Source organism: Treponema sp. OMZ 799, from assembly GCF_024181365.1.
Taxonomy (GTDB): Bacteria; Spirochaetota; Spirochaetia; order Treponematales; family Treponemataceae; genus Treponema_B.
Genome location: NZ_CP051301.1, coordinates 2,293,865 through 2,307,017, shown reverse-complemented (window position 1 = coordinate 2,307,017; position 13,153 = coordinate 2,293,865). Strand labels below are relative to the sequence as shown.

Sequence of the window (13,153 nt, the reverse complement as noted above, 5' to 3'; positions counted from 1 at the left end):
TATGAAAAATAATTATCTATACCGTTCTTTTAAATTTACTTTTGGGGTAAGTCCCGTTTCACATATTTTTGTTTTAATTGAAGAGATTTGGCAAGCCTTGTTTCATTCTATTGCAGCTCTTCTTTTAAGCGGTTTTATTGACACCGTTATAGCTTATTCTCAAAAAAGGGTTGAAGCAAAAAGTCTTTTACTTTATGCTTTGAGTTTTGCCTCCCTTTATGTCTTACAGGAATTATGGGCACTTGTTTATAACGGCACAATGAATATCGGAATGTATGAAAAACCGAATAATTATGCCAATCTTTTAATTGCAGAAAAAGCTTCACGCTTACGCTTAATCGAATTTGAAGATGCAAATATTTTAAACATGTATAAGTATGCTAAGGATAACATAGAAAACGAATATGTGCCTTATCTTGTAATGCGTATGATTTATATCTTTTGCCGATTTATCGAAATAGCTTCTTTAACATTTGTAATAAGCAAATTCGATTGGCGGCTTTTCTTTGTTGCAGTCATTTCGGTTATTCCTTATTTTATTACCCGCCTTATCCGCGGAAAAGAAATGTATAAATATAAATCGATTCAAATTCCTGAGGAGAGAAAACTGGATTATCTTTGGTCTCTTTTTACGGACAAGAGTGCAGGGAAAGAATTACGTATTTCAAGATCCGATGAGTACATAAAAGAAAAATGGCTTAAAAAGAACAAGGAAGTTTTTGATCCCTTTTGGAAGTTAAAGAAAAAAGATGCCTTTTCCGTTTTGTTTTGCGACATGCTTTCTTCTCTCGGATATGGAATTGCCGTTTTTATCTGTCTTTATCTTGCCTTAAACAAAACAATCAGTATCGGAAACTTTGGAGCGGCCATCGGTGCTTTTACTATGATTCAGTTTTGTATGCGGAATCTTTTGGAAGCCTTAGGCTCGATTTCAATGTATGCCGCCCACACAAAACATTTTTTCGATTTTTTGGATTTAGCCGAAGAAGCTCCTGCCGAATCTAAAGAATCGGCCGCCGAATCTAAAAAATCGGCCGCCGAATTTAATAATTCGGCTTGTAGTTTAAAAAACTGCATCGAATTGAAAAACGTTTCTTTTTCATATCCGAATAAAGATAAAAAAGCTATTGAGGATATAAATCTTTCCATTAGAAAAGGAGAAACAATAGCTCTTATAGGCGAAAACGGTTCGGGTAAGACCACTCTTTCTAAAATTATTTTAGGACTTTACGAGGCGGACGAGGGTTCCGTTTTTTGGGACGGTAGCGATTTAAATTTTCTTGACAAGGATGCTCTTTATAAAAATATTTCTCTTACCCTTCAAAAGCCTGTTCAATATAATTTTAGTTTAAGAGAAAATGTTGCAATTTCAAATTTGAGCAGGATAAACGAAGAGGTAAAAATTATAGAAGCCTTAAAGGAAAACGATGCCGATTATCTTTTAGAAAAAACAGGCGGTTTGGACGGAAGACTTGGGCGTATTTTTAATGGAGCTGAACTTTCAGGGGGAGAATGGCAAAGACTTGCCCTAAGCCGCTGCCGTTTTAAAAATGCCGATTTTTTAATCCTTGATGAGCCGACCTCGGCCCTCGATCCTATCGAAGAAAGTCTTGTGCTAAAACGCTTTATAAGCCTTATCAAAAACAAAACCGCTGTAATTATCTCGCATAGGGCGGGCCTGTGCAGGCTTGTAGACAGGGTTGCCCTTATGAAGGAGGGCAGGCTCTTAGCTTTAGGTACCCATGACGAGCTTTTTTCTTCTTGTGAGGAGTATAGGATGCTTTATTCTGCTCAGGCTGATTTGTACAAGGATTGAAACTGAATTTCTAAGTTTTTTTCATTTATGCCTTGATTAAAATAAAAAAATAATGTATGCTCCTTGCAACATTTTGTGAGAGGTCGCTGACATTGTTACCCTTAATTATTTTAAAGGAAGGCGATAAGGCTTCCGTGCTTAAATTTGACGGAACGGGGGCCGAATTTTCCCGCCTTCGCAGTTTTGGAATAGATATAAATACGGAAATAACCGTTGTTACTTCTCAGGCCGATAAAAAAGGGCCTATTTTACTTTTGGTAAACGGTTCAAAATATGCAGTAGATTATAATCTTGCTTCTAAAATTTTGGTGCGTTTATAGTATTGAGGAGATTGGAGATTTAAATGACTCTTGATGAATTGGAACAAGGAAAAAAAGGAATTATAGAAGATATTGAGATAAGCGGAATGACTTTGCAAAGGCTTATAAGTCTTGGGTTTACTCCCGGAGCTGAACTTTCGGTTGTAAGAAAGGCTCCGCTTTTAGATCCCTTTGATATTTCCATCTGCGGTTCGCTTGTTGCAGTCCGCAAGGATGAGGCTAAAAAAATCATTGTAAAAGAAGTTTAGAATATGAAAAAAGAAAAAATAAATATTGCTTTTGCCGGTCAGCCCAACTCCGGTAAGTCAACCCTATTTAACATGATGACGGGAGCTCATCAGCATGTTGCAAACTATCCGGGTATCACCGTCGAGAAAAAAACGGGAGAGTATTTTGCTCTTGACCAATCGGTTTTTATTACCGACTTGCCCGGCACTTACAGCCTTACTTCCTATTCACCGGAAGAAAGGGTAACCCGTAATTTTATCCTCCGTGAAAAGCCCGAACTTTTGGTAAACATTGCCGATGCCTCAAATTTGGAAAGACATCTTTATCTGACATTCCAGCTTTTGGAAATGAACTGTCCTATTGTTATGTACTTAAACAAGATGGATTCTGCAAAAAATGCAGGCTTACAAATCGATGTCGATAAAGTTTCTTCTCTTTTAGGTATTCCGATAATAGCCGGTTCGGCTAAGAAAAAAGAAAAGATAAACGAATTAAAAGAGCTTATTTCAAGAAGGGCTGAAAGCTCCGAACCTCAAAATCCCTTTATGCTTACCTACGGTAAGGATATGGAATCCTATTTGGAAAAAATTGTCGAAAAATTAAAGGATTCTGCAAAGGACGAATTTTTTTCTATTCCCTTAAGATGGCTTGCAATTAAGCTTTGCGAAAAGGACTCCGCAGTTATCGAAGAAGAGGGTAAAAATTTTACAAACTTTGATTCCATTTTAACTTTTATAAAAGAAATCGAAGCCGAGCACAAGGAAAAACATAAGCACAGCTTTGAAATAGAAATAGCTCTTGCCCGCTCCGCTGCGGCAAAAAAAATCGTTGAAGCTGCGGTTTCAAAAAAAGAGCTTGAACAAAAAGCCGTCGAGTCCTTAAATATTAAAAGAAAGATTACCGAGGTTATTGCCGCCCTTATTCTTTGTTTTGTAACCTATGAAATTTTGGATTCCCTCTTTTTGCTTTTGCCGGTTCCTATCTTTGCAAATAGCATTCTACGCTTGATTCTTAGTATAGCCGGAGCCTTTGCCTTTACGGGAGGAGCTGCTCTTATCTATACTAAAGGCAGTTCAGGCAGTATAAATTCAACCGACAGAATCGACAAAGTGCTTTGCCACAAGGTTTACGGTCTTTTGATTTTGGTTGAGCTTGTTTTGGTTTTCTATTGGATAACGGTAGTTTTGGGTTATAAGATGACCGACAAGGTTTTCCCGATATTTAAATTTGTCAGAACAATAGTTTCTCAGCTTATTTATCCTGAAGGACTTATAAACGAGGGCCCATTAAGAGGTTTGTTTTTAAGCGGGATAATTGATGGGGCAATAATGATTTTAAACTATGTCCCAATCTTTTTCTGCTTGTTTGCTCTCATTGCTTTTTTGGAAGATGTCGGCTACATGGCCCGCCTTGCCTTTATCATGGATAGGATTTTACGCAAGTTCGGTTTACACGGACAGTCAACCCTTCCTATGATTCTCTCGGGTGTTATAATGGGAGGCTGCGTTGTTCCTGGTGTTATGTCCACAAGGACAATCAGAGATGATAAGTCAAGATTGGTAACGATTCTTATCTTGCCCCTTCTTAACTGTATGGCAAAGATTCCTTTTTATGTTTTAATTACGGGAATATTTTTTACAAGCTACCAATGGATAGTTCTAGGAGGAATTTCCTTTTTTACATTGATAGTCGCCCTGATTGTTGCAAAATATTTCAGCCTCTATGTTGTTCATGGCAAGCCTGAACCCTTTGTACTTGAGCTTCCGGCTTATAATATGCCGACCCTTAGAGGTGTTTTAACACGCACCTTTGAACGCTTATGGAGCTTTATAAAAAAAGTTGCAACGACTGTAGTTGCCGTTTCAGTTATAATCTGGGCAGGCGTAAATTTTCCTTCTTTGAGCTCGGAAAAAACTGCTCAATATGAAGCAAGAAAAGCAGCTTATATTCAGGACTTTGCAGGAAAGCTAAATAATTCCTATTCCCAATATTTTGCTTCCGAAAAGGGTTTTATTGAATTTCAGCGTTTAAACGAAAAGCTCTATTTATACGATGCCATGAATTGGTTCGGAGGAGCTAAGGGAACAGAAAGAAATGTAAACAGGCTTTTTTTACAAAATCCCGAATTTACAAAAATAGCTTTAAAAGGAAAAATAGAGCTCGGCAGCAATGTAGGTGCTTTTAAAAACTACCTTGATATGTATTCTGCCGCAAAAAAAGATTTTGATAAAGCTTACGAGGGTGCTCAAGAATTTCAAAAGCCTATTTTAAAGGCTTCCTTTTATGCTTACTGGCAAAAATTGAATCCTTACTTCTTTGCCCTTGTCAGAACCGGAAAGATAAAAATTTCAGGAACAGCTGTGGTCGATTCTGAGGCCGCTGCCGCAGCAAAGGCTATACGCCCTGCAAGTGCCGACCTAAAGTTGATCTCGGTACAGTTACGAAAAGAAACCTTGGAAAATTCTATTTTGGGATACATAGGAAAGGCTATGGAGCCCGTCACAAAATATGCAGGTTTTGACTGGAAGGTAAACATAGCAATTCTAGGTTCCTTTGCTGCAAAAGAAGCCCTTGTTTCTACCTTGGGTACTATTTACAGTGTCGAGTCTGCAAGCGAGGATTCGGGGAAGGTTTTGGAAGCCCGCATTCAGGATAAGGAAACGGGATTGACCCCCTTAGACGGGCTTACCATCATGATTTTGATAGCCCTCTTCCCGCCCTGTATTGCTACCGTTATGGCAACAAAGACCGAGACACAGAGCATAGGCTGGACCTTGTTCAGTGTTCTCTATCCTGTAGTGCTCAGTTCTCTGGTTGCCGTCCTTGTATTCCAGCTGGGAAGATTATTTGGCTTTTGATGTTTTAAATTATAAATTTTAGAGGAGTTATATAAATGAAAAAAATAAGCATTGTATTTGTTTTAATGATGTGTTCTATGCTGCTTTTTGCACATTCGCCCCTGTTGACCGTTGAAGATAACGGGGACGGAACTATCTATGTTCAAGGCGGATTTTCAAACGGTGCTACGGCAGCCGGTGTTAAGCTTTATCTTACGGATAAGGCTACGGGTCAAAAAATCTGGGAAGGAGAATTCCCCGATGTAGGCGAACTCAATCTGCCTATTCCTAATGTTCCGTATACGGTAACCTTTGATGCGGGGCCCGGTCACATTATAGTAAAAGACGGTCCCGAACCTGAAGGCGGTTTCGGCAGTCAGGCCGCTCCTGCTGAAGCGACAGGAGGAAACGAATCATCGGGCGATGCCGCTCCGGCTCAAAAACCTATTGCTGCCTCCGGTTCTGCAGGTTGGGTGCCTATGGATACCGTTTCGGCAATGCCCGGTGTCGGTCCTTCGTTTACGGCAATTTTGGCCCTTGTACTTGCCGTAATAAATTCGGTACTGATTGTCTTCCTCTTTAAAAAACAAAAAAGGTAGGTGTAAAAAGTGAAAAAGCTATTTTTTTCCGCATTGCTATGCTGTACGGCGTTGGGCCTTTTTGCTCACTTTCAAATTATTTATACTCCGTCTTCAGTAATCGAAGCTTCAAATAATAAGGTTGATTTTATAATTTCTTTTACTCATCCCTTTGATTCCGGCCTTACCATGGACATAGGTAAAAATGAAGCAGGCGAAATAAAAGGATTAAAGGAATTTTATTCCATCCATAAAGAAAACAAGACCGACTTAATGCCCTTTTTAAAAAAGGGAGAATTTGAATCCGCTGAAAGCAAGGCCCTTGCATATACCCTTGAATTTGATAAGGATGCCGGTTTTAAGGGAGGCGGAGACTGGGTTTTAGTTGCCGTTCCTCATCCTTATTTTGAAGCAGCCGATGACGGATATATTCAGCAGATAGCTAAGGTCTTTATTAACAAGGCCGGACTTTCAACCGATTGGCAGTCAAGGGTTGCCGAAGGTTATCCCGAAATTTTGCCCTTGGTAAAGCCCTATGAGATTTGGGAGGGCGGTGTGATCCGTGCCCTTGTTTTGGACTCCGATGGAAATCCTGTTCCATATGCTCAGGTTGAATTTGAAAACATGAACTACGATGTGGATATGGCAAACAAGAAATTTATCGGAGAACCCAAACTGCAAAAATCGGGTGCCGGAATGATAATGGCGGATAATACCGGCGTTTTCGAGTTTATTCCTCCTTGTCCGGGATATTGGGGCTTTGCCGCCCTCGGAGTAGGGAAGGACAAGGAATTCGGAGGAAAAGAGCTTTCTCAAGACTCCGTTATCTGGTTTGAGGTCAGCAAGATTGAAAATACTGCAGAAGAATCCGCAGCTGATATGGGAGCCGAAGCTTCAGCCTCCGATGAGGGTAAGACTGAAAAGGCAAAACCCAAGGAAGGATTTTCGCCTGCAGCCCTTATAATAGTAATCTTGCTTTTTGTGGTTATGTTCGCTTGGCCTCCTATCTTTAAAAAGATTTCGGATAAGGCTGAAAATAAATAGATAGCAAATAAATAAGCCTTGTTGGGGGCTTGCTTTTTTTTTGGAAATATTTATAATTACCCGAAGGTTATAGACAAATAAGGTTCTTAAATTAATTTTTAAGATTAAAAGGGAAACCGGTGAAAAACCGGCACAGCCCCCGCTACTGTAATTGAGTTTGTTTATCATAATGCAGCTATTTGGAAGCATAAGCCACTGTTAATATGGGAAGGCGATAAACTTTAAATCATAAGTCAGGAGACCTGCCTATTTGTATTACGAATCCTTCGGAGGGAAGGAAAATCGGAAAACTCATTATTGTACAACTCTGTTTTATTGTCAGCTTTTTCTATAAGCGAAGCTGATACCTTGCGTTTTTCGTGTTTTCTTTATTTAATCTCCGCTTTATTTTTAATTAAAAGTTTGCTGTTCTGTCTTTGGGGGCTTGCTTTTTTTTTGAAAATAAGATAAATTGTCAGTGTCAATTTACATTTGAATTCGAAAAAAGATTTATCCGTGAGTTTTAAGGGGTGCCTTTTTACTCTATCTTTTTTTGAACTTAGATAATGAGTCTTTAGACTAGAATATGTATAGGAGTTTTTATATGAAAAAATTTACAGGAATAGTTTTACTTTTATTCTTTGTAGCCATGGCTTCATTTGCTCACTTCCAAATGATTTATACCCCGACTTCAATCGTTGAAGGCAACTCTGTTGATTTTAAGATTGTTTTTACCCATCCTGCCGATGCAGGTCACACAATGGACATCGGTAAAAACGAGGCCGGTGAAATTAAAGGTTTTGAAAAATTCTTTTCGGTTCACAAGGAAAAGGTACAGGATTTGCTTCCCTCTTTAAAGAAAACAAAATTTGCTGCTTTAGAAAGTGAGGCTTCTGCTTATGACCTTACCTTGAGCAAGGATAACGGTTTTAGAGGAGGCGGAGACTGGGCTCTTATCGCTGTTCCCCATCCTTATTATGAAGGAGGATCTGAAGATATTTATATTCAGCAGGTTACTAAGGTATTTATAAATAAGGCCGGACTTGATACCGACTGGAGTGCAAGATGTGCCGAAGGTTATCCCGAAATAATGCCCTTGGTAAAACCATATGATGTTTGGGTAGGCGGCATTTTTAGAGGTACTGTTTTAGATTCAAAGGGTAAGCCCGTACCTAATGCAGAAATTGAAGTTGAATACATTAACTTTGATGTAAACATGAAAAAGAGCAAATTTGAAAAGAAGGCAAAAACAAAGAATGCTGCTGCAGTAATTTTGGCTGATGCAAATGGAAACTTTTCCTTTGTTCCTCACAAGGCCGGATACTGGGGCTTTGCAGCTCTTGGTGCAGGTAATACAAAAGAATTTGCCGGTAAAGAACTTTCTCAGGACGCCGTACTCTGGATTGAGGCAATGCCTGTAAAATAAGGAATGTCCTTATGACATTAGGAATGGTCTTGACTATTTCCATAGTTGCAGGCGTTATCATCTTACTCATCCGTAAATATTACAGGATATTTAAGGGTAAGGCTTCGGCCTGCAACTGCGGAGAAAAAAACATCAATCCTAAGAGCGGTTGCGGATGCTGTGGCTGTTCTATGGAAGAAAAAAAGTAGACTAACTTGCTTTAATTCGGGGTTCTCTCGAATTAAATGTTAGATATATTTAACTTATTAACTTAAAGGAGTTTTATTTTATGGTTAATAAAAGAATGGGTGCAAAGATTGCACTTATATTGGTTACACTTGCAGTTTTATTTACTGCATGTAAGTCTATGCCTGCTGTAGTGGAAGTAAGTCCCGATAAATTGGTAGCAGGACAAGAACTTGCAGCTTGGAAAGGTAAATGGGTTTCTACTTATACGGTAATGAATGATGAGTCATTGAATGCAGCCTATAAGAAGACTGCTGAAGGAATGCCTTATTATACTGAAGGCGGTTTGAAGGCTGCCGTCAAAGATATGTATGGAAGTTCTGTAACCGCTATGAAATTTAACGGTACCAATAAGGTTACTCTTACAATGCAGAAGAAAGACGGTAGTAAATCCAATGTAGTATGTGAATACAAATACATGGGTACGAAGGCTGTTCCCGGTCATGAGGGTTCACTTTGGTATACGTTTGAAGCGGTAAACCCAGGAAAAGAATTGCAGGCTTTAAAAAATATGATTATTATGCCTCCTCATCAACACGGAGATGGTCCTGTTCATTGGCATGTTCGTTTCGGCTACTACGGTTTTGATTGGCTTATAAACGGAGAAAAATCATGGCCTACCTTTGTTCCGGCCTCAACAAAAAAGAACGATATGTTAAAGGGTGCAGAATCTTCAATTGAAACTATGCCTAAATGGACGGATGCAGCTCCCTTTAAGTCTTATGCAGAACACGGAAGGTGGATCAATAGTCTCCTTGTTTTTGAAAATTCAAGCAAAGAGGTTATGGATGTCTATGCTAAGCTCATCAAAGAGTTTGAAGGAAAAAATCCTAAGGGCGGAGACTTTACCAGAGCAGAAATTATTGCAGAATTGCAAAAAAGCGATGACAGTTTAAAAGATTTTACTCATCTTGAGTTTAATATAAAAGACGGAAAAAATGAGCTTATAGTTTTTAAAGGTTCGAAAGAAATCTTCAGATCAAACTATGTAAGAGTTGCGCCCGGCAAGGCAAAGGCTTATATGACAATGAAAGCCGAAAAGAAAGATGCCGGAATGTTCTCTCTTATATCCTTTGTAGTTGTTCATGGTGCTCCTAATTATCACTTCCATTTGTGGTACGGAGCAACCGAAGAGGATATTGCTGCTCAGAGAGGTACCCCTACCTGTTACAAGGTAGATGTTCCTGCCGATATCCGAGCTAGCGGTATTGAAAGATCCGCAAAAAGAACTCTTTCAGCATTAACCGGAAAATAGTTCTGTTATTAAAAATGAAATTGCTGCTGATTGTTTAAATATAAATCGGCAGCATTTAGTCATAATTTTATTTTAAGGAGATGTTATGTCTAATAAAAAAATCGGTGCAAAGATTGCACTTATTTTGATTGCTGTTGCGGTAGCATTTACTGCATGTAAGTCTATGCCCTCTGCCGCTAAGACGGCTAAGGCTGAAGTTGAAAAACTTATTCCCGGTATGGAGTTGGCCGCCTGGAAAGGTGAATGGGTTTCGGTGGATGTTGTAAAAAATGATCCTTCTTTGAAAGAATTATACAAAGAAGCTGCATCAAAGAATTCAAATTATACCCAAGAGGGTATCAAAGATGCTATTGAAGGAAGAAGAAAGACGCCTTTTGCAAGGGTAAAATTTGACGGGACTAATAAGATAAGTTTTACCGTTATTGATGCAGACGGAAAACAAAAAGAGATCGTTGCCGAATATAAATATCTAGGCAAGGTTCCTATGCCCGGTTATGAAGGTTCTTTTTGGGAAACATTTGAGGCTGTAAAAAATGTACGCGGACTTACTATGGCCAAGTATATGATCTGTACTCATCCTCATAGCCATGACGGAGGACAGGTTCACTGGCATGTAAGATTCGGCGGAACGAATATTGATACCCTTGTAAAAAAAGCCGATCCTTCTTATTGGCCTACCTATGTTGACGGTTCGACAAGCAATGAAAAACTTTTGGAAAATTTTAAAAAATCGATAGAAAATAGTGCTGCCAAACTTCCTGCACCCTTTGCCGTTTATGCTAAAGAAGGAAAATGGATGAACAGCTCCTTAATTTACGATAATACAAGTGCTGAAGTTAATGCTGCTTACGACAAAATCATTAAAGAATTTGCCGGAAAAAATCCTAAGGGCGGAGACTTTACAAAGGCTGAAATTGTTGCCGAAATGAAAAAAGTATACGGGACAACCGACCTTTACACTCATGTCGAATTTATTACCGAGAACGGAAAGAACGAATTTGTAATGTATAAGGACGGAAAAGAAATTTACAGGGCAGCTTATAAGCGAGTTGCCGAAAATGCTGCAAAACCCGGCTTGGCCGTATCTACGGATAAAAAAGATGCCGGAATGTTTAAGACAATTTCTTTTACAAACCCCGGCGGAAGTCCATCTCATTTCCATTTTTGGTACGGTATGACCGATGCCGATTTTGCAAAGATTAAAGGAAAACCGACTTGCATACCTGCAAATTCATCAAACGAAATGATTGCAAAACGAGTTGAAGGTTCTTGCCGCAAAATTTTAAGCGGACTCATACAAAAATAAATGGATATTCCTCTAAGGTCTGATTGACTTTAGAGGAACTTATTTGATATTATAATAAAAAATTTTAATAGGAGAAGGAAAGATGAAAAAAAGAACAGCTATTTTTGTTTGTTTTTTAGTATTGGGAGCAGCTTTTTTGTTTGCTCATGCACCTGTCTTTAATTGCTATGATAACGGAGACGGTTCCTTCCTGTGTGAAGGCGGTTTTTCTGACGGCTCATCAGCTGCCGGTATAGAGATCCGAATTGAAAATCCAAAGGAAAAAGATGCTAAAAAGAAGGTTTTATTTAAGGGTAAGCTTGATAAAAACGGCGAACTTACAATAAAATATGCCGATATCAAGGTAAAAGATTTTATAATCATCTTTGATGCAGGCCCCGGCCATATTGTAAAAGTAAAATCAAGCGATATCGAAAAATAAGCCTTGGTTTTACTGTTTATTAAAAAGGGACTTTGTTTTACACTGTCCCTTTTTTTTCGTTTAAAAGAACATCGGCTGAGTGCCAGCTTAAAGTTGCGCATTTTATGCGGGCAGGCATTTGGGCAAAGTATTCCAAGATTTGAGCATCTTCCAGCTCTTCCTTTTCTTCTTCAGAAATTTCTTTCCCGTTCATCATCTTAAAAAATATTTCTACCTTGCGTTTGCCTTCTTCGGCTTTTTTCCCTTTTATAAGCTCAATTAGCATATTTGTAGAAGCCGTAGAAATAGCACAGCCCCTTCCTAAAAAAGAAGCCTCGTCGATGATTCCGTCTTTTTCCCTGATGAGGAGGGTAAGGTCATCGCCGCATGAAGGGTTATGACCTCTTTCTATCTTTACGCCTTCGCCCGAAAGTTCCCGGCAGTTTTCTTTTTTTCGTGAATATTCCAAAATCATTTCCTGATAAATTGTATCTATATCCATTTATGTTTCCTTATCAATATTCTTTTTTAGTCTTTTAAAAAAACGCTTTTTACTTTTTTTAATGCCGTTATCATAACGTCTATGTCTTCTTTTGTGTTAAAAATAGAAAAACTTGCACGGCAGCAGGAGTTTATGTTTAAGTGAGCCATTAGGGGCTGAGTACAATGATGTCCGCTTCTTACCATGACTCCGTACTCGTTTAAGATATAGGAGGTGTCATGCGAGTGTACATCTTTTACGTTAAAGGCGATTATGCCTGCCCGCTCAGGAGCATCGGTTCCGTAGGTTTCAACAAAGCCCAGTTTTTTTAATTCCGAAAGAGCATAATCGTCCAATTCTTTTACGGTTTTTTCTATATTGGAATAGCCGATTTTTTCGATATATTCTATTGCGTGTTTAAGAGAAACTATGGCGGAAGTGTCATGGGTGCCGCCCTCGTATTTATAAGGGGCTTCCTTAAACTCGCTTGAATCTTCCGTAACAAAATTGATCATATCTCCGCCGTATAAAAAAGGCGGCATCTTGTCTAATAGCTCTTTTTTCCCGTAAAGAACCCCGGCTCCGAAGTCCGAAAAAATCTTATGGCCCGAAAAAACCAAAAAATCGCAGTCAAGGGCCGATACGTTCTGCCTGTAATGAGCTATCGACTGGGCTGCATCGACTACAACAACGGCTCCGTTTTCATGGGCGAGTTTTATAACCTCTTCTACAGGGTTTATAATTCCTGTTGCATTTACCACGCTTGAAAGGGCAACAACCTTCGTTTTAGATGAAAGTTTTGCCTTAAAGTCGTTCATGTCCAAAGTGCCGTTTTTATTTAGGTAGATAAATTTTAGGGCTGCCCCCGTTTGTTTTGCAACAAACTGCCAAGGTACAAGATTTGCGTGATGGTTTGATACAGCCAATAGAATTTCATCTCCGCTTTTAAGCTGCGATAAGCCGTAGCAATAGGCGATGATGTTTAAAGCCTCTGTAGAATTTTTTGTAAATACAATGCTTTCTATTTTATCTGCCCCGATAAATTCGGCCGTTTTTTTTCTTGTTTCTTCAACCAAAATGGAAGAAGCTATTGCAAGGGAATGAGAGCCCCGCCCCGCATTTCCGTTTGAGTGTAAAAAATATTCTTTAACGCCTTCTATAACTTGTAAAGGCCTTTGTGCCGTTGCCGCCGAATCCAAATAATGAATGTTAGGATTTTGCATAAGCAAAGGAAAATCGCTTTTATACATCTATTTCT

13 protein-coding genes and 1 riboswitch are annotated in these 13,153 nt (G+C 39.0%); of the genes, 11 read left to right on the top strand and 2 right to left on the bottom strand.

All coding sequences use genetic code 11. The features are described from left to right. Position 1: 1 nt before the first annotated feature. The 11 genes from E4O04_RS10670 (at position 2) to E4O04_RS10620 (ending at position 11,435) form a co-directional block, all read left to right on the top strand. A complete protein-coding gene (locus E4O04_RS10670) occupies positions 2-1,816 on the top strand; it encodes an ABC transporter ATP-binding protein (RefSeq protein ID WP_253707888.1) in 1,815 nt (604 codons plus the stop codon). 56 nt (positions 1,817-1,872) lie between these two features. Continuing rightward, on the top strand, positions 1,873-2,136 hold the full coding sequence (locus E4O04_RS10665; RefSeq protein ID WP_371922248.1) for a FeoA family protein: 264 nt from the start codon (positions 1,873-1,875) through the stop codon (positions 2,134-2,136). Positions 2,137-2,159: 23 nt separating this feature from the next. Then, positions 2,160-2,384 carry a FeoA family protein gene (locus tag E4O04_RS10660; RefSeq protein WP_253707885.1) on the top strand — a complete coding sequence of 75 codons (225 nt, stop codon included), beginning with the start codon at positions 2,160-2,162 and terminating at the stop codon, positions 2,382-2,384. Positions 2,385-2,387: 3 nt separating this feature from the next. Beyond that, positions 2,388-5,222, top strand: a complete 2,835-nt coding sequence (gene feoB / locus E4O04_RS10655) for a ferrous iron transport protein B (protein ID WP_253707883.1) — start codon at positions 2,388-2,390, stop codon at positions 5,220-5,222. 35 nt (positions 5,223-5,257) lie between these two features. Beyond that, positions 5,258-5,800, top strand: coding sequence for a hypothetical protein (locus E4O04_RS10650; RefSeq protein WP_253707880.1), 543 nt, complete (start codon positions 5,258-5,260; stop codon positions 5,798-5,800). A 9-nt stretch (positions 5,801-5,809) separates the two neighbouring features. Further along, positions 5,810-6,823 carry a DUF4198 domain-containing protein gene (locus E4O04_RS10645; RefSeq protein WP_253707877.1) on the top strand — a complete coding sequence of 338 codons (1,014 nt, stop codon included), beginning with the start codon at positions 5,810-5,812 and terminating at the stop codon, positions 6,821-6,823. 63 nt (positions 6,824-6,886) lie between these two features. Next, positions 6,887-7,088, top strand: a riboswitch (cobalamin riboswitch). 318 nt (positions 7,089-7,406) lie between these two features. Further along, a complete protein-coding gene (locus E4O04_RS10640; RefSeq protein WP_253707875.1) occupies positions 7,407-8,228 on the top strand; it encodes a DUF4198 domain-containing protein in 822 nt (273 codons plus the stop codon). Between the two features lie 11 nt (positions 8,229-8,239). Further along, positions 8,240-8,416 carry a hypothetical protein gene (locus E4O04_RS10635; RefSeq protein WP_253707873.1) on the top strand — a complete coding sequence of 59 codons (177 nt, stop codon included), beginning with the start codon at positions 8,240-8,242 and terminating at the stop codon, positions 8,414-8,416. Positions 8,417-8,496: 80 nt separating this feature from the next. Then, positions 8,497-9,708 (top strand): ZinT/AdcA family metal-binding protein, encoded by a 1,212-nt coding sequence (locus E4O04_RS10630; RefSeq protein WP_253707870.1) that lies wholly within the window; start codon positions 8,497-8,499, stop codon positions 9,706-9,708. Positions 9,709-9,793: 85 nt separating this feature from the next. Continuing rightward, complete coding sequence (locus E4O04_RS10625; protein ID WP_253707867.1) at positions 9,794-11,014, top strand: ZinT/AdcA family metal-binding protein; 1,221 nt, start codon at positions 9,794-9,796, stop codon at positions 11,012-11,014. An 82-nt stretch (positions 11,015-11,096) separates the two neighbouring features. Further along, a complete protein-coding gene (locus E4O04_RS10620) occupies positions 11,097-11,435 on the top strand; it encodes a hypothetical protein (protein ID WP_253707864.1) in 339 nt (112 codons plus the stop codon). A gap of 37 nt (positions 11,436-11,472) precedes the next feature. Here the strand turns inward: E4O04_RS10620 and sufU are convergent, their stop codons facing one another. Continuing rightward, positions 11,473-11,916 (bottom strand): Fe-S cluster assembly sulfur transfer protein SufU, encoded by a 444-nt coding sequence (gene sufU / locus E4O04_RS10615; protein WP_253707861.1) that lies wholly within the window; start codon positions 11,914-11,916, stop codon positions 11,473-11,475. 26 nt (positions 11,917-11,942) lie between these two features. Then, positions 11,943-13,145 carry a SufS family cysteine desulfurase gene (locus E4O04_RS10610; RefSeq protein WP_253707858.1) on the bottom strand — a complete coding sequence of 401 codons (1,203 nt, stop codon included), beginning with the start codon at positions 13,143-13,145 and terminating at the stop codon, positions 11,943-11,945. Between the last annotated feature and the right edge of the window lie 8 nt (positions 13,146-13,153).

Bases quoted from the DNA above. Each gene is read 5' to 3' on its own strand.
- E4O04_RS10670 (WP_253707888.1), top strand. From the start codon at position 2: ATGAAAAATAATTATCTATACCGTTCTTTTAAATTTACTTTTGGGGTA.
- E4O04_RS10625 (WP_253707867.1), top strand. From the start codon at position 9,794: ATGTCTAATAAAAAAATCGGTGCAAAGATTGCACTTATTTTGATTGCT.
- E4O04_RS10635 (WP_253707873.1), top strand. From the start codon at position 8,240: ATGACATTAGGAATGGTCTTGACTATTTCCATAGTTGCAGGCGTTATC.
- E4O04_RS10640 (WP_253707875.1), top strand. From the start codon at position 7,407: ATGAAAAAATTTACAGGAATAGTTTTACTTTTATTCTTTGTAGCCATG.
- E4O04_RS10650 (WP_253707880.1), top strand. From the start codon at position 5,258: ATGAAAAAAATAAGCATTGTATTTGTTTTAATGATGTGTTCTATGCTG.
- E4O04_RS10630 (WP_253707870.1), top strand. From the start codon at position 8,497: ATGGTTAATAAAAGAATGGGTGCAAAGATTGCACTTATATTGGTTACA.
- E4O04_RS10620 (WP_253707864.1), top strand. From the start codon at position 11,097: ATGAAAAAAAGAACAGCTATTTTTGTTTGTTTTTTAGTATTGGGAGCA.
- E4O04_RS10665 (WP_371922248.1), top strand. From the start codon at position 1,873: ATGCTCCTTGCAACATTTTGTGAGAGGTCGCTGACATTGTTACCCTTA.
- E4O04_RS10660 (WP_253707885.1), top strand. From the start codon at position 2,160: ATGACTCTTGATGAATTGGAACAAGGAAAAAAAGGAATTATAGAAGAT.
- feoB (WP_253707883.1), top strand. From the start codon at position 2,388: ATGAAAAAAGAAAAAATAAATATTGCTTTTGCCGGTCAGCCCAACTCC.
- E4O04_RS10610 (WP_253707858.1), bottom strand. From the start codon at position 13,145: ATGTATAAAAGCGATTTTCCTTTGCTTATGCAAAATCCTAACATTCAT.
- sufU (WP_253707861.1), bottom strand. From the start codon at position 11,916: ATGGATATAGATACAATTTATCAGGAAATGATTTTGGAATATTCACGA.